We start from the raw sequence: 19,238 nt of genomic DNA on the forward strand, positions 1-19,238 counted from the left end.
TTCTGATTAAGCGTCGGCTTCTATTGCGGTAAGCAACAAAAAAACCATACGAAATCGTACGGAAAAGGATGTTTCTATGAAGCGACTATTCTGCTTGGCCGCGATTGCGGCCGCATTGATGGGGCAAAGTTTTACCGCACAGGCGGCAGGCGTGGAGTTCGGGGTCGGCCAGACCAGCGATTCGACCATGACCTATCGATTGGGCATGCAATTCGATTGGGACAAGAGCTGGTTGCAAAGTGACGTCGGTCGTTTGACCGGTTACTGGAGTGGTGCCTACACCTATTGGGAAGGCGACAAGACTTCCAGCAACCACAGCCTGTCTTTCTCGCCGGTGTTTGTTTATGAGTTCGCCGGTCAGAACGTCAAACCTTATCTAGAGCTCGGGGTTGGCGTGGCGGCGTTCTCGAATACCGAACTTGAAGGCAACGAACTGGGCAGTGCCTTTCAGTTCGAAGACCGTTTTGGCTTTGGTCTGCGTTTTGCGGGTGGGCATGAAGTCGGGATTCGTGCGACGCACTATTCCAATGCGGGGCTCAGCAGCCCGAACGATGGTGTAGAAAGTTACGCGCTGCACTACACGATGCCGTTGTAAGACTAAAAGCGGTCCCTTGTAGGAGCTGGCTTGCCAGCGATGGTGGGTCAGCTACGGTGATGTCGACTGACACACCATCGCCGGCAAGCCGGCTCCTACAGGGAGCGGGGTGTTTTCAAGATCATCGATACGCTGTGCTAATCCCCTGGCGCTCTTCGATGCACTCCGGTGCGCCCATCTCGAACTCCCGGCAGATCAGCGGGCGTTTTTCGTAGATCGTGCACATCATCGTGTTGCGATCCAGCGCAGCGCACCAGCCGTCGTCCAGGCGCAGCATGACTTCCCCGCCCCAATCATCGGTATCGATAAAACGTTCGGGCACGCCCGTGTCGGTGATCAGCATCACTTCGAGCTGGCAGCAGCAGGCCGCGCAGGTCGAGCACGTGACCGCAGGCTCGGTGATTTGCGTGTGGGGAATGGTTTTCATGGCACGCAGTGTAAGTCAGTCGGTCGGTGCTGTGTGAAAGGCCGGACGGACGCTCAGTCGTGGGTGTCGGACGACGCCAGGCGCCGGGCCATGAAATGCAGCGTGGGAAACAGCAGCGCCCAGAGTAATCCGATGCCGATCAGCGTCGGTAATTGGCCGTAAGGGAATTGCACCCCGGCCAGTTGTCCTCCCGCGTAATACGACAACGGCCCACCCACGGCGCCCAGCAAGCAGCCCAGCCACCAGGGCGTTGCGCTCCATTGCAGGCAATGGCGCAACGTCGTGGCCAGCAACGCCCACAACAGCATCAGCCATAGCGGAATCAGCGGCGCGACATCGTTGAACTCGAACACCCCCAGCCAGCGCAATGAGCTGTCGACGGTCGTGCCCAGCAGCACAACGCTGAGAATCAGCCGGCCTTCGTCCGCCCAGCGACTTATCCACAGCAGGTGAATCACCAAAGCGCCCAGCGCCACCAATAACCACAGACTGTTGCCGCCGATCACGCAGGCAAGCCAGCCGAGCTGGAACAGCACGGCGTTGGCCAGGCGTTCAAGCATCGAAACGGCCGAGCAGCGGCGCGGTGATCGCCGAAGGTTTGGCCAGCAGCAACTGCGCGGTGCCGATGGTGCGCTCCAGGAAACCACCTTCGCAGTAGCACAGGTAAAACTCCCACAGCCGCAGGAAATAATCGTCGTAGCCCAATTCGCTCAAGCGGCCTTGGGCGCGGCGAAAATTCTCATGCCACAGGCGCAAGGTTCGCGCGTAGTGCAGGCCGAAATCCTCCATGTGCAGCAAGTTCATGTCGGTGTCGCGGCTGACGATCTCGAGCATTTTCTGCACGCAGGGCAGGGCGCCGCCGGGGAAGATGTAGCGCTGAATGAAGTCGACACTGCCCTTGGCCTGCTCGTAGCGCTGTTCGCGGATGGTGATCGCCTGCAACAGCATCAAGCCATTGCTCTTGAGCAAGTGCGCGCACTGCTTGAAGTAGGTCGGCAGAAAGCGATGGCCTACAGCTTCGATCATCTCGATCGACACCAGTTTGTCGTACTGCCCGGTGAGGTCGCGGTAATCCTTGAGCAACAACGTGACCTGGTCTTGTAGTCCGAGGGTTTCGATCCGTTGCGCGGTAAACGCGTACTGCTCCCTGGACAGCGTGGTGGTGGTGACTTTGCAGCCATAATTCTGCGCCGCGTACAGCGCCATGCTGCCCCAGCCGGTGCCGATTTCCAGCAGATGATCGCTGGGTTTGAGGTCGAGTTTCTGGCAGATCCGCTCCAGTTTGTTCAGCTGCGCCTGTTCCAGACTGTCCTCGGGACTTAGAAATTGTGCGGCCGAATACATCATGGTCGGGTCGAGAAACTGTTCGAACAGGTCGTTGCCCAGGTCATAGTGAGCAGCGATGTTTTTCTGCGAACCCTTGCGTGTATTGCGATTGAGCCAGTGCAGGCCTTGAACGAAGGGCCGGCCGAGTTTCGCCAGGCCACCTTCCAGCGAATCAAGTACGTCAAGGTTACTGACAAACACGCGAACCACCGCCGTCAGGTCCGGCGAGCTCCAGTAACCGTGGATAAATGCCTCGCCCGCGCCGATCGAACCGTTACTCGCCACCAGCCCCCACGCCGCTGCGTCGAGGATGTGGATTTCCCCCTGCAAATGACTGCCTGCGGTGCCGAAGACCTGCCGCTCGCCATCCTCGATCACCACCAGTTGCCCGTGCTTGAGGTGCGCCAGTTGCCGCAGCACACCGCGACGCAGCAACGTCCCGGTCAAGCCGTTAGTGCTGAGTAGAGTGGCTTTGGCCGAGACGCTAGAGGATTTCATGGCGGCGATCCTTGGGCGGAACGGTGGCGGTTTGAAAGCTGCCGTCGGCAGCTTGATGAGCAAATATCGGCACGCGTTTGAACAGCAGGCGCAGGGCTTGCCAATAAATCGCCAGGCAGGTTTTTGCGGTCATCCACGGAAAGCGCCGCAGGTACCGGTGCAGGCTGGCGCGACTCAGGGCTTCGCGTTTCAGGTTGAGCGTGGCGTCGAACAGCTTCAGTTCGCCCTGCCAGTCGGCCATGTGCACGCCGAGTTTTTTCGCGACGGGGCTGAAGCTCATGCGGTGTTCGAGATCGCGTGGCAGAAACGGCGACACATGAAAGGCCTTGGCCACGGCGAAATGCTGATGGAAATCGCGCAGGTCATCCGGCGTCCTGGCCGGCAACACGTAGTGATAACGCTCGCGCCACGGGGTATTGGTGACTTCGGCAACGATTGCCGCCAGTTGGCCGTCGGCTTCGTAACAATAAAAAAAGCTCACCGGGTTGAACGCCAGGCCCCAACTGCGAGGCTGGGTCAGCAGGCAGACCGAACCTTGTGGCGCATGACCAATGGCCTGGCGGACCTGTTCGCGCACCGCATCGATCAGGCGCATGCCATTGCCGGTGAAGGCTTTGAGGTAGTCGCTTTCGCGAAACGAAAACGGCGAGAAACGGCGGTTGCCCGACAGCGGAGATAGCCCGAGTACGGCGTCCTGTTCATCGAGATCGAGGTACAGCAGGCCGATCCGGTAACGGAATTCATGGCGCCTTGGGGCAAACCGCCGATGGGCGATCCAGCCGCTGTAGAACGCGCTGTTCACAGCACTTCCCCGAACGAGCGGGCCACGCGCAACGCGCTGACCACGCCATCTTCATGGAAACCGTTGGCCCAGTAGGCGCCGCAATAAAAGCTGTGTTGCGCGCCATTCAATTCTTCCCAGCGCTCCTGCGCTGCCACCGCCGCCAGGCTGTATTGAGGATGGGCGTAGGTGAATCGGCCGAGCACCATGGCCGGGCTGATGCCGGCGCTCTGGTTGAGGCTGACGCAAAACGTGGTGTCGCTCTGGATGCCTTGCAGGATGTTCATGTCGTAGGTGACCGCCGCCAGCGTATGGCCGGCGCCACCGAGGCGGTAATTCCAGCTGGCCCGGGCGAGTGTGCGCGAAGGCAGCAGGCGCGTGTCGGTGTGCAGCACCACTTCGTTGTCGGCGTAGGGCAGGGCACCGAGGATCGACTGTTCGGCATCGCTCGGTTTGGCCAGCAGTTTCAGCGCCTGATCGCTGTGGCAGGCGAACACCACTTTGTCGAAGCGTTCGCTGCCGGCGCTGCTGTGGATCACGACGCCATCGGCATCGCGCTCGACCTGCATCACGGGGCAGTTGAGGCGGATCTTCCGGTTAAAGGTTGCGGTCAAGGGTGCGATGTAAGCACTCGAGCCGCCCTCGATCACACGCCATTGCGGGCGATTGTTGACCGACAGCAAACCGTGATTCTTGAAAAACCGCACAAAGAATTGCAGCGGAAAATTCAGCATGTCGGCCATCGGCATCGACCAGATCGCCGCGCCCATCGGCACGATGTAATGCAGGATGAACCGCTCGCCGTAACCGCCGGCCTTGAGGTATTCATCGAGCGTGGTGTGCGCCGCGATCCGGCCCTCGGACAGGTCGAGCCGGGCGCGCTTGTTGAAGCGCACAATGTCGCGCAGCATGCCCCAGAACCCCGGTGACAGCAGGTTGCGGCGCTGGGCGAACAGGCTGTTGAGGTTGTTGCCGTTGTACTCCAGGCCGCTGTCCGGATCGGTGACCGAGAAACTCATCTCGGTCGCTTTGAAACCCACGCCGATCTGACCCAGCAAGCGAATGAAGTTCGGGTAGGTCCAGTCGTTGAACACGATGAAACCGGTGTCCACGGATTGAAGCTCGCCATCGACTTTCACGTCCACGGTGTGGGTGTGGCCGCCGACCCGGTCATCGGCCTCGAACAGGGTGATCTCGTGGCGGCGATTCAGCAGGTAAGCACTGGTCAGCCCCGAGATGCCGCTGCCGATGATGGCGATGTTCACGGCACGTCCTTGATCGGCGGACTGCTGCGGACCATGCGTTTGCCGATGGCGAGCTTCACCCGGTTGGGCATTTTCGACAGCGGCCAGAGCGCCGCCATGAACAGCGCCGGGAACGCGATCTCCAGTGGCCGATGCTTCAGTTTTTCGAAGATGTGCCGCGCCGCTTTGCCCACCGGCCAACTGAGCGGCATCGGGAAATCGTTCTTCGCCGTCAGCGGAGTCTCGACGAACCCCGGGCTGACTACGGTGACTTCGATGCCTTCGGGCGCCAGGTCAATGCGCAACGATTCGAACAGATAACGCAGCCCGGCCTTCGACGCGCCATACGCCTCCGCCCGTGGCAGCGGCAGGTAAGTCACCGAACTGGCGACGCCCACCAGATGTGGCGCGAGGCCTTTGCGCAACAGCGGCAGGGCGGCTTCGATGCAGTAACTGCTGGCCAGCAGATTGGTGCGCACCACGTGCTCGACGAGCGACGAATCGAACTGCTGAACGTCGACGTATTCGCAGGTGCCAGCATTGAGAATCACCGTATCCAGCGAGCCCCAGTCTTGCGCGATCTGCTCGCCGATTTCGCGTACGGTCTGGCTGTTGGTCAGGTCACCCGCCACCACCAGCACTTGCCCGGGATAGCGTTGCGACAAGACTTTCATCGGCGCCAGCGAACGTGAACTGACCGCCAGATGGGCGCCGGTTTTCAGAATCTCCTCGGCCAGCGCGGCGCCAATGCCACTGCTGGCGCCAGTCAGCCAATATCGTCGTGGAGGTGTAAGGCTCATCCCATTCTCCTTTTCAACCAGGCAATTGCCCGGCCCAATACGGGTACATGTTCGTAAAGCAGCGCCCCGGCATCGAAGTAATCCCGGTGGCGATAAACCTTGTCGCTCCAGAGCAGGTGCGAGCAGCCGTCCACCCGAATCAAGCGCCCGCCGGCCAGGTGCGGATGGCGGTAGCTCATGACCCAGCGCAGATAACCTTCGCCTTCGCCGATCTGGTCGAAGCCGTGAAAATCGAAACGCAGCTCGCTGACGTTGGCGTAGAGCTCGCTGAAATAACTGCGCAAATGCGCGAGGCCCTGTACTTCGTGCAGCGGATCGGTGAAGTGCACATCGTCGGCGTACAGCTCATTCAGGCGCTGCAGGTTGTCTTTGTTCAGCTCGGCAAACTGCCAGGCGAAGCGGCGCAGGAAATCACTCATAACCGCCTCCCGCGTTCTGTCGCGACGGCAGGTTTTTGAACGCCGCCAGTGCGCGTGTACGGGATGTACTTAGATTGACGATCGGCGACGGATAACCTGCCACGCCAAACAACCCGCCGAGGTTCGCCGGGTTGTGCACGTCTTTCTTGTTCAGCCCGGCCAGCTCCGGCAACCAGTGCTTGATGAACAGGCCTTCGCTGTCGAATTTTTCCGATTGGCTGAGCGGGTTGAAAATCCGGAAATAGGGCGCCGAATCGGTGCCGGTGGATGAGCTCCATTGCCAGCCACCGTTATTCGCCGCGAGATCGCCATCGATCAGGTGCCGCATGAAAAAACGTTCGCCTTCACGCCAGTCGATCAGCAGGTTTTTGGTGAGGAACATCGCCACCACCATGCGCAAGCGGTTGTGCATCCAGCCGGTTTCAAGCAGTTGGCGCATCGCCGCGTCGATGATCGGCAGACCGGTGCGCGCTTCTTGCCAGGCTGCCAGTTCGTCAGGAGCGTCGCGCCAGGCCAGGGCTTCAGTTTCCGGGCGGAAGGCGCGGTGACGGGAGACGCGCGGGTAGCCCACCAGAATGTGTTTGTAGAACTCGCGCCACAGCAATTCGTTGATCCAGGTGACGGCGCCGACTTTGCCGCTTTCGAACTCGCCCTGATTGCTTTGCAGGGCGGCATGCAAGCACTGGCGCGGGGAAATGACGCCGGCCGCCAGGTAAGCCGAGAGCTGACTGGTGCCGGGTTTGGCCGGGAAGTCACGCTCACTTTTGTAGTAGTCGATCTGCGCATCGGCGAAGGTGTCCAGACGGCGTCGGGCTTCGGCTTCACCGGCGGGCCAGAGCGCGCGCAAGGTGTCGCTGGGCGTGTCGAAGCCTGCAACGCTTGAAGGGATTTCATCGCTGTCGATGTTCAGCTTCGATTGCAGCGCTGGCGCCCTGACGAGACTCGGCAATGAACGGTGCAGACGGTCGTAGCAGACTTTGCGGAACTGACTGAAGACCTGGAAATAGGTGCCGGTCTTGGTCAGCACGGTGCCGGGGCTGAACAGCAACTGATCGAGGTAGCTATAAAAGTCGACGCCTTTGGTTTTCAGTGCGTCGGCCACCGCCGCATCACGACGGCTTTCGTGAATGCCGTATTCCTCGTTGACGTGCACCGCGTCGATCTTCAACTGCTGGCACAGGTCGAGCAGAACCTTCGGCGCTTCATCCCAGCGAGAGGCCGTGCGAATCAGCAACGGGATGTTCAACTCGCCAAGTGCACGGCTCAGTTCACGGAGGTTGCGCAGCCAGAAATCCACTTTGCACGGCGCGTCGTCATGCTCGCGCCATTGTTCCGGGCTCAACAGGTACACCGCCACGCTCGGCCCCCGGGAAGCGGCGGCCGAGAGAGCTGTGTTGTCATGTAGACGCAAGTCGCTGCGCAGCCAGATCATTTGCATGGTGGTGTCCGTACGATTCATTTAAATAAGCCCGCGCTGTACCAGGTCCTGATGCGCCGATAGCGGATCTTCGGCCAGGAACAATTCAGCAATCTCTGTGGTTTTTACGGACAACTCGGCGTGGTGGATGCATACCGTTGGTCCGGCAATCATTTTTGGGCAACTGACACCGTTGAAAAGTTTCGGCAGCTGCGCAAGGTTCATGGCTTTGCTGGAATACAGCAGTACGCCACGGGCTTGCAGGTGATCGACCGCCAGTGCGAGCTCGCCCGCCGGCAACGGCCAGTCGAACACTTCCACCGGGCAATCGGCGCTGCTGATCAACCACGCGGTGAGCCACAGATGCGGTTCCAGCGGCAGGTCGGAGTGATTGATCAACAGCAGCGGTGCGGTGCGCAGTTGACGGTTGTTATGGTAGATGCGCGCGCCGAATTTGCTGCGTAACCAGGAGTGAAAAAACACTCGCTCCATCTGTGAGCCAAACTGGCCTTGCCAGCGTTGTTCAAGTTCGGCCAGCAACGGCATCAACAGTTGTTCGCACAAAGTCCGCGGCGGGTACAACGCAATCGCCTGGTTGACTGTGTCATCCAGGGTGCGTTCGTTGAGCCGAGTGACTGCTTGCAGCAGCGTGTTGCACATCACCTGCCAATCATTTTCGACCGATTCGCCAAAGGCTTGCGGGGTGTCGAGCAGTTGCTTGACCTGGCTGACGGCCACGCCGCGATTGAGCCAGGTGAGGATTGTCAGGATGCGTTGTACGTGTTCGGCGCTGAACAGCCGATGCCCTTTGGGCGTGCGTTGCGGCACGATCAAACCGTAACGCCGTTCCCAGGCGCGCAAGGTGACGGCGTTGACGCCGGTCTGCCGGGCCACTTCACGAATTGGCAGCCAGCCTTCATCGAGGGCTTTCTTGAAGTCGGCGCCGAGGTCTTCGCGGGCACTGGTGTCGAGTGGGATTTTCATCAGATCGCGTTTCGCAGGCTGAGGTTTTCCGGGTGCGGTTGCAGGTAAACCTGTTGCGCAATGTATGGATCCGGGTGTTGGCGAAAGTGATGTTTGAGCAGCGTCAGCGGCACCACCAGCGGCACGATGCCGTGGCGGTACTGGCCGATGACGTGTTGCACTTCCTGTTTGTCTTCAGCGCTGATGACCTGCTTGAGGTAACCACTGATGTGTTGCAGGACGTTGGTGTGGGTGCGGCGCGTGGCGCACTTTTTCAAGGCCGCCATCAGTTCGCTGAAATAGCGAGGGCCGAGTTCTTTCGGGTCGATCCGGCCCATGTTGCCCAGCAGATTGCCCAGGGTTTTGTACTGCACCGGGTTGTGGGCCATCAGCAGGTATTTGTAGCGCGAGTGAAATTCGGTCAATCCGCGACGAGTCAGCCCTGCTTGCAGCAACTGTTGCCAGGCGCTGTAGGCGAACACGCGGGTGAGAAAGTTTTCCCGCAGCACCGGGTCGTTGAGCCGGCCGTCTTCTTCCACCGGCAGGTCCGGGTGCAGCGCACAGAAAGCCTGGGCATAGATGCCACGGCCACCGCCGTCTACCGGTGCACCGTTGGCGTGGTAGACCTTGACCCGATCCAGTCCACACGACGGTGATTTCTGCATGAAGATGTAGCCGCAGACATCGTCCAGTTCGGCGGCCATCTTCCGGGCGTAATCGGACAGCGGCCGGGTGACATTCAGTTCGGGGTGAACAGTGCCGATGGCTTCGGGGCGTTCAGCATCACCGACCAGTCGAATGGGCTGGCGAGGAATGCCCAGGCCGATGGCGACTTCCGGGCACACCGGGACGAAATCGAAATACTCGGTGAGAGTGCGGCTGCACAGCCGCGATTCTTTGTGCCCGCCATTGAAACGCACCTCGGCGCCCATCAGGCAGGCGCTGATGGCGATTTTCGGTTTCGCGCTGGCGTGGAGCATCGGAGCACCTCGAATCCAAACCTGTACAGGATTTAATTTCTGTACAACATGTGTTTCATCATAGATTCAAAGGTGTACAAGTCAAATTGTTTGTATAAGTATTTGGCGTGTTGGTAGGAGCCGGCTTGCCGGCGATGAACGATGACGCGGTATTCCTGAATGATCGCGGCGTTTGGATCGCCAGCAAGCTGGCTCCTACAGGGATCTAATTCCAGCCCAGTAACCAGGCGTTGCTGTTTTTCAGGGTTTGCCAGCTCAGGCGTTGATTGCGCTTGGTCAGCACTGCCTGCAATTCGACGTCCAGCACCGTGCCTTCCTCGTCGCGGAACAGCTCGATGACCAGAAAATGTTTTTCGCGGTTTTGCGGGTGGGCTGCTGTCCATTTCGACAGCAGCAATTTGCTCGGGTTGATGCGGTTCACTGCAGGTGTTCGTGCAGGCGGCGGGCGGCTTCCTGACCGCTGAGCCAGGCACCTTCGACACGACCGGACAGGCACCAGTCGCCACACGCGTAAAGACCCAGGTCGGCATCGGCCAGCGTGCCCCATTCATGGCTGCTGGCGGGGCGGGCGTAGAGCCAGCGGTGCGCGAGGCTGAAGCTCGGCGCAGGCATGGCGCTGTGGAGCAGTTCGGCGAACGCGCCGTGCAGTTGCTCGATCACGGCTTCCTTGGACAGGTCGATATGTTGCCGGCTCCAGGTGCTGGTCGCGTGCAATACCCAGGTGTCCTTGGTGTTGTCGCGCCCCGGTTTGCTGCGGTTGCGCGCCAGCCAGTCGAGTGGGCTGTCTTGCACGAAGCAGCCTTCCATGGGTGTATCCAGCGGAGTATCGAAGGCCAGTGCGACGGCCCAGGTCGGGTCCATTTTGACCCCGGCGGCGGCGCCTGCGAGTTTCGGCGCGGAGGCCAGCAAGGCGGTCGCTTGCGGTGCTGGCGTGGCGACGATCACGTGACTGAACGGGCCATGAGTGAACCCTTCGGCATCCTGCAGATGCCAGTGTTCTTCACCGCGATAGACCTCGGTAATGCGGCAGGCAAAATGCACTTCCAGATCGCCAATCAGGCCACGGGTGATGGCGCTCATGCGTGGCGTGCCGACCCAGCGCGTCTGTTCGTCCGGCGACAGGTTGAGCTGGCCGCCGTGGTAGGTATAAAGCTGCGGCGCCCATTCGGCGACCCAGCCTTTGGCTTGCCAACGCTGGACTTCCGTGACAAAGCGGCGATCACGCGCAGTGAAATATTGCGCGCCCATGTCCAGCGCACCCGCATCGCTGCGCTTGCTCGACATGCGTCCGCCACTGCCGCGGCTTTTATCGAAAAGTTGAACGACATGCCCTGCGTCCGTGAGGGCCTGGGCGGCTGAGAGTCCGGCAATGCCGGTGCCGATGATTGCGATAGGTACAGTCATAGGGGCCTCGTTTACCTTTCTGTACAGACTACGCCGTGGTTGAAACCTGTACAATATTGTTTTTCGGTATAACTTTTAGCGTTCTCGTTCTGACAGCTTGGCCTATTGTTAAACACAGACCCTGCCCGATATCAAAGATCCCTGCTTATAAAAATAGACTAGTGATCAGGGTAAAACGCCACGCGAGGAAGAAGTCATGCACATATTGCTGACCGGCGGTACTGGTTTGATAGGACGTCAGCTCTGCCGCCACTGGTTGAGTCAGGGACATCGTCTGACCGTCTGGAGCCGGACGCCGGCCAAAGTCGCGAAAGTCTGTGGCGCCCAGGTGCGCGCGGTGGCCCGACTCGAGGACCTCGGTCAGGAACCGGTGGATGCGATTATCAACCTCGCGGGTGCGCCGATTGCCGACCGGCTCTGGACCCACCGACGTAAAGCCTTGCTGTGGAGCAGCCGCATCACCCTGACGGAAACCTTGCTGGCGTGGCTCGAAAACCGTGAACAGAAACCGCAGGTGTTGATTTCGGGCTCTGCCATTGGCTGGTATGGCGACGGGGGCGAACGGGAGTTGACTGAACATTCCCCTCCGGTGATCGATGATTTTGCCAGTCAGTTGTGCATTGCCTGGGAAGAAACCGCTCAGCGTGCCGAAGCCTTGGGCATTCGCGTGATCTTCGTTCGCACCGGCTTGGTGCTGTCGGCCGAGGGCGGCTTTTTGTCGCGGCTGTTGCTGCCGTTCAAACTGGGGCTGGGCGGGCCTTTGGGCACTGGTCGGCAATGGATGCCGTGGATCCATATCAAGGATCAAATTGCCTTGATTGATTTTCTTCTGCATCAGAAAAGCGCCAGCGGTCCTTATAATGCCTGCGCGCCCAAACCGGTGCGCAATCGCGAATTTGCCAAGACGCTGGGCAGCGTGCTGCATCGCCCGGCGTTCATGCCCATGCCGGCCCTGGCCTTGAAGGTGGGCCTGGGCGAGTTGTCATTGCTGTTGCTGGGTGGCCAGAAGGCTGTCCCGGCGCGCTTGCTGGAAGCGGGCTTCACCTTCCAGTTCACTGACCTGCGTGCGGCTCTGGACGACTTGTCCAGCCGCCTCTGAAATAGGACGTTGCATGACCGATCACGCGTTGCTTCTGGTCAACCTGGGTTCACCTGCCTCCACCTCGGTGGCGGATGTGCGCAGCTACCTCAATCAATTTCTGATGGACCCATATGTGATCGACCTGCCATGGCCGGTGCGCCGTTTGCTGGTCTCGCTGATTTTGATCAGACGCCCGGAGCAGTCGGCCCATGCCTACGCCTCGATCTGGTGGGAGGAGGGCTCGCCACTGGTGGTGCTCAGCCGCCGCTTGCAACAGGCCATGAGTGCACAGTGGAGCCACGGGCCGGTGGAGCTGGCGATGCGTTATGGCGAGCCGTCGATTGAGTCGAAACTGCTGCAACTCGCCGCCCAGGGCCACAAGCGAATTACCCTCGCGCCGCTTTATCCGCAGTTTGCCGACAGCACCGTGACCACGGTGATCGAGGAAGCCAAGCGGGTGGTGAGCGAGCACAAACTCAATGTGCAGTTCTCGATACTCGAGCCGTTCTACGATCAGCCGGAATACATCGATGCCCTGGTGGCCAGCGCCAAACCGCATCTGGAGCAGGACTTCGATCATCTGTTGCTGAGCTTCCATGGCTTGCCGGAGCGGCATCTGAAGAAGCTCAACCCGGGGCACAGTTTTGAAGGTGGCGGCGATTGCTGCGCCGGTGCGCCACCGGAAGTCGTCGCGACCTGTTACCGCGGCCAGTGCCTGCGCACCGCAGCGGAATTCGCCAAGCGCATGGGCCTGCCGGACGGCAAATGGTCGGTGTCGTTTCAGTCGCGGCTGGGTCGGGCGAAATGGATCGAACCCTACACCGAAGCGCGCCTTGATGAGTTGGCGGGAATGGGCGTGAGGAAGGTGCTGGTGATGTGCCCGGCGTTCGTTGCCGATTGCATCGAGACGCTGGAAGAAATCGGTGATCGCGGGAAAGAACAGTTCCGCGAAGCGGGAGGTGAGGAGTTGGTGCTGGTGCCGTGCCTCAACGATGATCCGCAGTGGGCGAAGGCGTTGAACGCCTTGTGCGAGCGAGCGCCGTTGGCGCTTTAAAAGCATCGCCGGCAAGCCGGCTCCTACAGGATTCGTGTTGATCACGCGACCTGTGTAGGAGCCGGCTTGCCGGCGATAGCGTCCTGAACCGCGACAAAAATCTACGGTTTACAACAACGGCTCATCCGCCTTCTTGTGCTTCCAGCTGTCATTCCCCGGCAGCAACAGGTTCAGCGCAATCGCCACCACCGCGCACAGCGCGATGCCTTTGAGGCCGAAGTCGTCCGGGCCGGTGCCGGTGCCGACCAGCACGCCGCCAATCCCGAACACCAGCGTTACCGAAACGATCACCAGGTTGCGCGCCTCGCCCAGGTCGATCTTGTGGCGAATCAGCGTGTTCATCCCCACCGCCGCAATCGAACCGAACAACAGGCACAGAATCCCGCCCATCACCGGCACCGGAATGCTTTGCAGCAACGCGCCGAACTTGCCGATGAACGCCAGGCTGATGGCGAAGATCGCCGCCCAGGTCATGATTTTCGGGTTGTAGTTCTTGGTCAGCATCACCGCGCCGGTCACTTCGGCGTACGTGGTGTTGGGCGGGCCGCCGAACAGGCCGGCTGCGGTGGTTGCTATGCCGTCGCCGAGCAGCGTGCGGTGCAGGCCTGGCTTCTTCAGGTAGTCACGGCCGGTCACGCTGCCCACGGCGATCACGCCGCCGATGTGCTCGATGGCCGGGGCCAATGCCACCGGAACGATGAACAGAATCGCCTGCCAGTTGAATTCCGGCGCAGTGAAGTTCGGGATCGCGAACCACGGTGCAGCGGCAATCTTCGCGGTATCAACCACGCCGAAATAGAACGCCATCGCAAAACCGACCAGCACGCCGGAGATGATCGGTACCAGGCGGAAAATGCCTTTGCCGAACACCGCAACGATCAGCGTGGTCAGCAGCGCCGGCATCGAGATCAGCATGGCTGTCTGGTAATGAATCAGTTCGGAGCCGTCGCCAGCCTTGCCCATCGCCATGTTGGCGGCGATTGGCGCCATGGCCAGGCCGATGGAAATGATCACCGGACCAATCACCACCGGTGGCAGCAAACGGTCGATGAAACCGGTGCCTTTGATCTTCACGGCGAGGCCGAGGAAGGTGTAGACAAAACCCGCCGCCATCACACCGCCCATGGTCGCCGCGAGGCCGAACTGGCCTTTGGCGAGAATGATCGGGGTGATGAAGGCGAAGCTCGATGCCAGGAACACCGGCACCTGACGCCCGGTGACGATCTGGAACAGAATCGTCCCCAAACCGGCGGTGAACAGCGCCACGTTCGGGTCGAGGCCGGTAATCAGCGGCATCAATACCAGCGCGCCAAAGGCCACGAACAGCATCTGCGCACCCGACAGCACCGTGCGCCAGAGCGGATCGTTGAACTCTTGCTGCATGCTCAAGCGTCCTTCTGCTTGGTGCCGAAGATCTTGTCGCCGGCATCGCCCAGGCCCGGGATGATGTAACCGTGTTCGTTGAGTTTCTCGTCAATGGAAGCGGTGTAGATGGTCACGTCCGGGTGAGCCTTCTCCACAGCGGCGATGCCTTCCGGCGCGGCGACCAGCACCATGGCGCGGATGTCGCGGCAACCGGCTTTTTTCAACAGGTCGATGGTGGCAACCATGGAACTGCCGGTGGCGAGCATCGGGTCGATGATCATTGCCAGGCGTTCGTTGATTTCCGGAACCAGTTTTTCCAGATACGTGTGGGCTTGCAGCGTTTGTTCATTGCGGGCCACGCCCACGGCGCTGACTTTGGCGCCCGGGATCAGGCTCAGCACGCCTTCGAGCATGCCGATGCCGGCGCGCAGGATCGGCACCACGGTGATTTTCTTGCCGGCGATTTTCTCGACCGACACGGTGCCGCACCAGCCTTCGATGTCGTAGGATTCCAGCGGCAGGTCTTTGGTGGCTTCATAGGTCAAAAGGGCACCGACTTCCTGAGCGAGCTCGCGGAAATTCTTGGTGCTGATGTCTGCGCGGCGCATCAGGCCGAGTTTGTGACGGATCAGCGGATGGCGGATCTCGAGGATGGGCATGGGAAAGGCTCCGGCGGCGGGCAAAAAAACCGGCCTAGATTAATCTATCCGAGGGTGTTGTCCTATAGACAATAGAGTACGTTAGTCCACAAACGCTTGATCTGGCCGTGCGGGATGCGTACCTTTGCCCGCTTTTCCTGAATGCCACCCCTTGGAGAGCGCCATGTCCGCTGATCTCGAGCATATCCGTCAAATCATGCGAGAGGCTGACTGCCTGTACACCGAAGCTGAAGTCGAGGCGGCCATCGCCCGCGTTGGTGCACATATCAATGAAGAACTGGCGGACAGCAACCCGGTGGTGTTCTGCGTGATGAACGGCGGCCTGATCTTCGCCGGCAAGCTGCTCACCCATCTGCAATTCCCGCTGGAAGCGTCCTACCTGCACGCCACCCGTTATCGCAACGAAACCAGCGGCGGCGACCTCTTCTGGAAAGCCAAGCCTGAAGTGTCGTTTATCGACCGTGACGTGCTGATCATCGACGACATCCTCGACGAAGGTCACACCCTGGGCGCGATCATCGACTTCTGCAAACACGCCGGCGCGCGCAAAGTGCACACCGCTGTGCTGATCGACAAGGACCACGACCGCAAGGCTCGTCCGGACCTGAAAGCCGATTTCGTCGGTTTGCCGTGCATCGACCGCTACATCTTCGGTTACGGCATGGACTACAAAGGCTACTGGCGTAACGCAAACGGGATTTTTGCCGTTAAAGGGATGTAAGCACATGGCCGCGCCGAGCTTTCTTGATCAAACCCTGTTCACTGAGTTGGCCGAGAAAGCAGCGGCCAATCCGCGTGGACGCCAGCACCACAATTTTCATCAGATGGAAGACGCCTGCCATCGCATGGCGGTGGGTTTGCAGCCGGGCACGTACATCCCGCCTCATCGGCATCTGGGGGAGAACAAGGCTGAAACCTTGCTGGTCCTCAAGGGACGGCTTGGCGTGTTGATCTTCGACGAGTCCGGCGCGGTGGTGCGCAAGCAAGTGCTGCAGGCCGCTGGCGACTGCGTCGGCGTGGACCTGCCAACCGGTGTGTTTCATGGCCTGGTGGTGCTGGAAGCCGACAGCCTGATGTTCGAGTGCAAGGCCGGTCCTTATCGTCCTGTGGGCGAAGGTGAGCTGGCTGATTGGGCGCCACGTGAAGGCGAGCCGGGCGTAGCCGAGTATCAGGCCTGGATGCGCGCGCAGTTCGATTGATACCCGGCCCTTGTAGGAGCGAGGCTTGCCCGCGAAGGCGGTGTGTCAGTCCCTTAGTTATCGACTGACACACCGCCTTCGCGGGCAAGCCACGCTCCTACAGGGACGGTGTGTACCCATGCTAAAGTGCCCGGCCCCGCCTTTCGGAGCCCGTCATGAGCCTTTTGATCCGCAGCTGCGCCGCCCTGTTGCTGACCCTCAGCCTGCCGCTGGCCGCCGCGCCGGCGCTGATGCACGGGCAGTTTCTGCCGCCTGACGACCTGACGCTGCGTGATGCCGAACCGGAGCAGCAACAATTGCTGCAGGTCACCGAGTATTCGGTGGTGGTCGGCAGCCAACGGCAGTCCACCCAACAGCCGATCCCGGTAACGTCTCCGCTGCTGATCCGCCTCAAGGGCAAATCCTTGAACAAGGGCGCGACCATCAATCAGGTGCTGGTCAACTTCGATGGCGAAAGCAAAAGCCTGAAAAAGCCGATCTACGACGACAAGAGCAAAACCCTGACGCTGTTTTACCCGATGGCGCAATACCGCGTGGTGATCGACTTGCTGCGCAATGACACGGTGTATTGCCAGTTCCTCAGCTACGCCAACGGTCATGTCTGGGCCGATCTGCACACCGGGGCCGTTCGTCCGCGTTGAGCCCGGCGGCCAGTGAGGGGTAAACTGCCCGCCCCGTGAAATGTCTGCGAGCTGGAGTCGGCAATGCGTAAAGATAAGAAACAAGTGATTGGTGACGAGATCGGCGACGAGCAGATCAAGTTGTTTCTCGATTTCGAACCGGTCGACGCCACTTCGCCGTCCCTGCACAAACTGATCAAGGCCTACCGTGGCCTGCGTATCGACGACTTCGAGCGGTTTCTGACGTTCTTCGTCGAGGCCGGTTTTGATCTGGACGGCAAGGACGAGCACGGCAATGACTTCGTCGCGTTGATCAAGGATCAGCGCAACGCACCGGACTACATCGAACTGATCGAAAAAGCCCGCGGCTGAAGTAATCCTTGTTCCTGTAGGAGCCAGCTTGCTGGCGATGGGCGCAACGCGGTGTGTCAGAGCTACCGCCATCGCCGGCAAGCCGGCTCCTACAAAATCAGGTTTGTCGTGAAACAGGCATAAAAAAACGCCCCGCTCTCAATGAGAACGGGGCGTTTTTTATGCGCGACGATCAAGCGAAGCTTGGTGTCTCGCTGCTTTCTTCAACCAGTTCCAGCGCGATGTTGTTCTGCGCGTTGATCTTGCGATACAGCGCAGCATCGGTTTCCAGAACCTTTTCCCGGGCCGGGAAGATTTCCGCCAGTTTGGCTGCCCACTCGCCGGACGCTTGGGCCGGGAAGCATTTTTCGATCAGTTCCAGCATGATCGAAACGGTCACCGACGCGCCTGGCGAAGCGCCCAGCAGGGCAGCAAGGGAACCGTCCTTGGCCGCGACCAGTTCGGTACCGAACTGCAGAACGCCGCCCTTTTTCGGGTCTTTCTTGATGATCTGCACCCGTTGGCCGGCCACTTCCAGGCGCCAGTCTTCGGCTTTCGCTTCAGGGTAGAAGCGACGCAGGGAATCCAGACGCTGCTCCATCGACTGCATCACTTCGCTGACCAGGTACTTGGTCAGGTCCATGTTGTTTTTCGCCACGGCCAGCATCGGGCCGATGTTGCCGGCGCGAACCGACATCGGCAGGTCCATGAAGGAGCCGTGCTTGAGGAACTTGGTGGTGAAACCGGCGTAAGGTCCGAACAGCAGGGACTTCTTGCCATCGACCACGCGAGTGTCCAGGTGCGGCACCGACATCGGTGGCGAACCCACGGCAGCCTGGCTGTACACCTTGGCCTGGTGATGCTTGACCACTTCAGGGTTGTCGCAACGCAGCCACTGGCCGCTGATCGGGAAGCCGCCGAAGCCTTTGCTTTCTTCGATGCCCGACGCCTGCAACAGCGGCAATGCCGCGCCGCCCGCGCCGAGGAACACGAATTTGGCGTCGACTTCGCGGGTATTGCCGCTGTTGACGTCCTTGATGCTGACGGTCCAGCCGCCGTTGTTGCGCTTCAGGCCGGTCACGCGCTTGCAGTACTTGACCTGGGCATCGGGTGCGCTGGTCAGGTGCTTGAGCAACTGGTTGGTCAGCGCGCCGAAGTTGACGTCGGTGCCATTGATCACACGGGTGGCGGCGAGGGTTTCGCCAGCGTCACGCCCCGGCATCATCAATGGCATCCAGTCGGCCATTTTTGCCTTGTCTTCGGTGTATTCCATGTCCGCGAAGGCGTGGTGCTTGCTCAGCACCTTGAAGCGTTCCTTGAGGAAGGACACCCCGCTGTCGCCCTGGACGAAGCTCAGGTGCGGCACCGGGCTGATGAAGGTCTTGCACGAGCCGAAGGTGCCTTTTTTGGTCAGGTAGGACCAGAACTGCTTCGACACTTCAAACTGAGTGTTGATGTGCACGGCTTTCTTGATGTCGACGGTGCCGTCGGCGGCCTGCGGCGTGTAATTGAGCTCACACAGCCCGGCGTGACCGGTACCGGCGTTGTTCCACGGGTTGGAACTCTCCGCGGCACCGGAATCCATCAGCTCGACGACTTCCAGCTTGATCGCGGGGTCGAGCTCTTTGAGCAGTACAGCGAGGGTGGCACTCATGATGCCGGCCCCAACCAGTACTACGTCGACTGCTTCGTTATGCGCCATTTAACGCGTCTCCAAAATCTGCAGCACCAAATTGTCGGCATGGCTGCCAGGCGTTCAGGGCGTGTCAGTGATGCCCCAGGTACCCATGGCAGTGTCGCCATGTCCGAATCTTCGCAATTTATCGCAACTTCGACGGACGCTACCGGCCGGGTTTATGAGGTCAATGAACTCATTTCAACGCGCGACTGGCAATTCGACTTATGGTCGAGACATCCGTTTGTGCAACCAAATCCGTAGCGGACAGGCTTCAGGCTCCGGTGTTCGAGGAATACTCGGTCCTGTGTCGTTGGGCTGTTTCAGACGCTAATGGTGCATGTTCAGACGCAAAACTATTCATTTGCTCGCCACACTCT

22 protein-coding genes are annotated in these 19,238 nt (G+C 60.1%); 7 read left to right on the forward strand and 15 right to left on the reverse strand.

What is annotated here, in order from left to right; genetic code table 11:
* Positions 1–76: 76 nt before the first annotated feature.
* Complete coding sequence (locus J4E42_RS21170; protein ID WP_192419158.1) at positions 77–595, forward strand: acyloxyacyl hydrolase; 519 nt, start codon at positions 77–79, stop codon at positions 593–595.
* 121 nt (positions 596–716) lie between these two features.
* On the opposite strand, the gene J4E42_RS21175 is transcribed toward J4E42_RS21170, so the two are convergent.
* From J4E42_RS21175 to J4E42_RS21230, 12 genes are all read right to left on the reverse strand, one after another.
* Positions 717–1,022, reverse strand: a complete 306-nt coding sequence (locus J4E42_RS21175) for a YkgJ family cysteine cluster protein (RefSeq protein ID WP_008025864.1) — start codon at positions 1,020–1,022, stop codon at positions 717–719.
* Positions 1,023–1,075: 53 nt separating this feature from the next.
* The gene (locus J4E42_RS21180; RefSeq protein ID WP_008037214.1) at positions 1,076–1,582 is read right to left on the reverse strand and encodes a DUF2878 domain-containing protein; all 507 of its coding nucleotides are present in this window, start codon (positions 1,580–1,582) and stop codon (positions 1,076–1,078) included.
* Positions 1,575–2,846, reverse strand: coding sequence for a cyclopropane-fatty-acyl-phospholipid synthase family protein (locus tag J4E42_RS21185; RefSeq protein ID WP_207286089.1), 1,272 nt, complete (start codon positions 2,844–2,846; stop codon positions 1,575–1,577). The genes J4E42_RS21180 and J4E42_RS21185 overlap by 8 nt, the downstream gene beginning before the upstream one ends.
* Positions 2,833–3,648 carry a DUF1365 domain-containing protein gene (locus J4E42_RS21190; RefSeq protein ID WP_008025869.1) on the reverse strand — a complete coding sequence of 272 codons (816 nt, stop codon included), beginning with the start codon at positions 3,646–3,648 and terminating at the stop codon, positions 2,833–2,835. Before J4E42_RS21190 ends, J4E42_RS21185 begins: the two co-directional genes overlap by 14 nt.
* The gene (locus tag J4E42_RS21195; RefSeq protein WP_207286090.1) at positions 3,645–4,892 is read right to left on the reverse strand and encodes an FAD-dependent oxidoreductase; all 1,248 of its coding nucleotides are present in this window, start codon (positions 4,890–4,892) and stop codon (positions 3,645–3,647) included. Before J4E42_RS21195 ends, J4E42_RS21190 begins: the two co-directional genes overlap by 4 nt.
* Positions 4,889–5,671: an SDR family oxidoreductase gene (locus J4E42_RS21200; RefSeq protein ID WP_192228947.1), complete on the reverse strand. Its 783-nt coding sequence runs from the start codon at positions 5,669–5,671 to the stop codon at positions 4,889–4,891. The genes J4E42_RS21195 and J4E42_RS21200 overlap by 4 nt, the downstream gene beginning before the upstream one ends.
* A complete protein-coding gene (locus J4E42_RS21205; protein WP_008037220.1) occupies positions 5,668–6,090 on the reverse strand; it encodes a nuclear transport factor 2 family protein in 423 nt (140 codons plus the stop codon). The genes J4E42_RS21200 and J4E42_RS21205 overlap by 4 nt, the downstream gene beginning before the upstream one ends.
* Positions 6,083–7,528, reverse strand: a complete 1,446-nt coding sequence (gene phrB, locus J4E42_RS21210; protein ID WP_207286091.1) for a deoxyribodipyrimidine photo-lyase — start codon at positions 7,526–7,528, stop codon at positions 6,083–6,085. The genes J4E42_RS21205 and phrB overlap by 8 nt, the downstream gene beginning before the upstream one ends.
* 21 nt (positions 7,529–7,549) lie before the next feature.
* A complete protein-coding gene (locus J4E42_RS21215; RefSeq protein ID WP_008037224.1) occupies positions 7,550–8,491 on the reverse strand; it encodes a MerR family transcriptional regulator in 942 nt (313 codons plus the stop codon).
* On the reverse strand, positions 8,491–9,450 hold the full coding sequence (locus J4E42_RS21220) for a DUF523 and DUF1722 domain-containing protein (RefSeq protein WP_207286092.1): 960 nt from the start codon (positions 9,448–9,450) through the stop codon (positions 8,491–8,493). The genes J4E42_RS21215 and J4E42_RS21220 overlap by 1 nt, the downstream gene beginning before the upstream one ends.
* 205 nt (positions 9,451–9,655) lie before the next feature.
* Entirely contained in the window at positions 9,656–9,871 is a 216-nt protein-coding gene (locus tag J4E42_RS21225; protein WP_008025883.1) for a TIGR02450 family Trp-rich protein, read from the reverse strand.
* Complete coding sequence (locus J4E42_RS21230) at positions 9,868–10,854, reverse strand: NAD(P)/FAD-dependent oxidoreductase (RefSeq protein ID WP_008037229.1); 987 nt, start codon at positions 10,852–10,854, stop codon at positions 9,868–9,870. Before J4E42_RS21230 ends, J4E42_RS21225 begins: the two co-directional genes overlap by 4 nt.
* 196 nt (positions 10,855–11,050) lie before the next feature.
* Here J4E42_RS21230 and J4E42_RS21235 point away from each other — a divergent pair, with 196 nt between their 5' ends.
* Both J4E42_RS21235 and hemH read left to right on the forward strand, forming a co-directional pair.
* Positions 11,051–11,953, forward strand: a complete 903-nt coding sequence (locus tag J4E42_RS21235) for a TIGR01777 family oxidoreductase (protein WP_207286093.1) — start codon at positions 11,051–11,053, stop codon at positions 11,951–11,953.
* A gap of 13 nt (positions 11,954–11,966) precedes the next feature.
* Positions 11,967–12,989: a ferrochelatase gene (gene hemH, locus J4E42_RS21240; protein WP_207286094.1), complete on the forward strand. Its 1,023-nt coding sequence runs from the start codon at positions 11,967–11,969 to the stop codon at positions 12,987–12,989.
* Between the two features lie 108 nt (positions 12,990–13,097).
* On the opposite strand, the gene J4E42_RS21245 is transcribed toward hemH, so the two are convergent.
* Both J4E42_RS21245 and upp read right to left on the reverse strand, forming a co-directional pair.
* A complete protein-coding gene (locus J4E42_RS21245) occupies positions 13,098–14,372 on the reverse strand; it encodes a uracil-xanthine permease family protein (RefSeq protein WP_008025891.1) in 1,275 nt (424 codons plus the stop codon).
* Between the two features lie 2 nt (positions 14,373–14,374).
* Positions 14,375–15,013 (reverse strand): uracil phosphoribosyltransferase, encoded by a 639-nt coding sequence (upp, locus tag J4E42_RS21250; protein ID WP_008025893.1) that lies wholly within the window; start codon positions 15,011–15,013, stop codon positions 14,375–14,377.
* 163 nt (positions 15,014–15,176) lie between these two features.
* Between upp and J4E42_RS21255 the strand changes: the two genes are divergently transcribed.
* The 4 genes from J4E42_RS21255 (at position 15,177) to J4E42_RS21270 (ending at position 17,204) form a co-directional block, all read left to right on the forward strand.
* Positions 15,177–15,734: a hypoxanthine-guanine phosphoribosyltransferase gene (locus J4E42_RS21255; RefSeq protein ID WP_090180149.1), complete on the forward strand. Its 558-nt coding sequence runs from the start codon at positions 15,177–15,179 to the stop codon at positions 15,732–15,734.
* A 4-nt stretch (positions 15,735–15,738) separates the two neighbouring features.
* Positions 15,739–16,212, forward strand: coding sequence for a WbuC family cupin fold metalloprotein (locus J4E42_RS21260; protein ID WP_008037236.1), 474 nt, complete (start codon positions 15,739–15,741; stop codon positions 16,210–16,212).
* Between the two features lie 155 nt (positions 16,213–16,367).
* Complete coding sequence (locus J4E42_RS21265) at positions 16,368–16,853, forward strand: hypothetical protein (RefSeq protein ID WP_008025899.1); 486 nt, start codon at positions 16,368–16,370, stop codon at positions 16,851–16,853.
* Between the two features lie 63 nt (positions 16,854–16,916).
* Positions 16,917–17,204 (forward strand): PA4642 family protein, encoded by a 288-nt coding sequence (locus J4E42_RS21270; protein WP_008037237.1) that lies wholly within the window; start codon positions 16,917–16,919, stop codon positions 17,202–17,204.
* 172 nt (positions 17,205–17,376) lie between these two features.
* Here J4E42_RS21270 and mqo read toward each other — a convergent pair whose 3' ends face one another.
* The gene (mqo, locus tag J4E42_RS21275; protein WP_008025902.1) at positions 17,377–18,885 is read right to left on the reverse strand and encodes a malate dehydrogenase (quinone); all 1,509 of its coding nucleotides are present in this window, start codon (positions 18,883–18,885) and stop codon (positions 17,377–17,379) included.
* Positions 18,886–19,238: the final 353 nt, after the last annotated feature.

This window comes from Pseudomonas sp. FW300-N2A2, assembly GCF_017351735.1.
In the GTDB taxonomy this organism is placed as follows: Bacteria; Pseudomonadota; Gammaproteobacteria; order Pseudomonadales; family Pseudomonadaceae; genus Aquipseudomonas; species Aquipseudomonas migulae.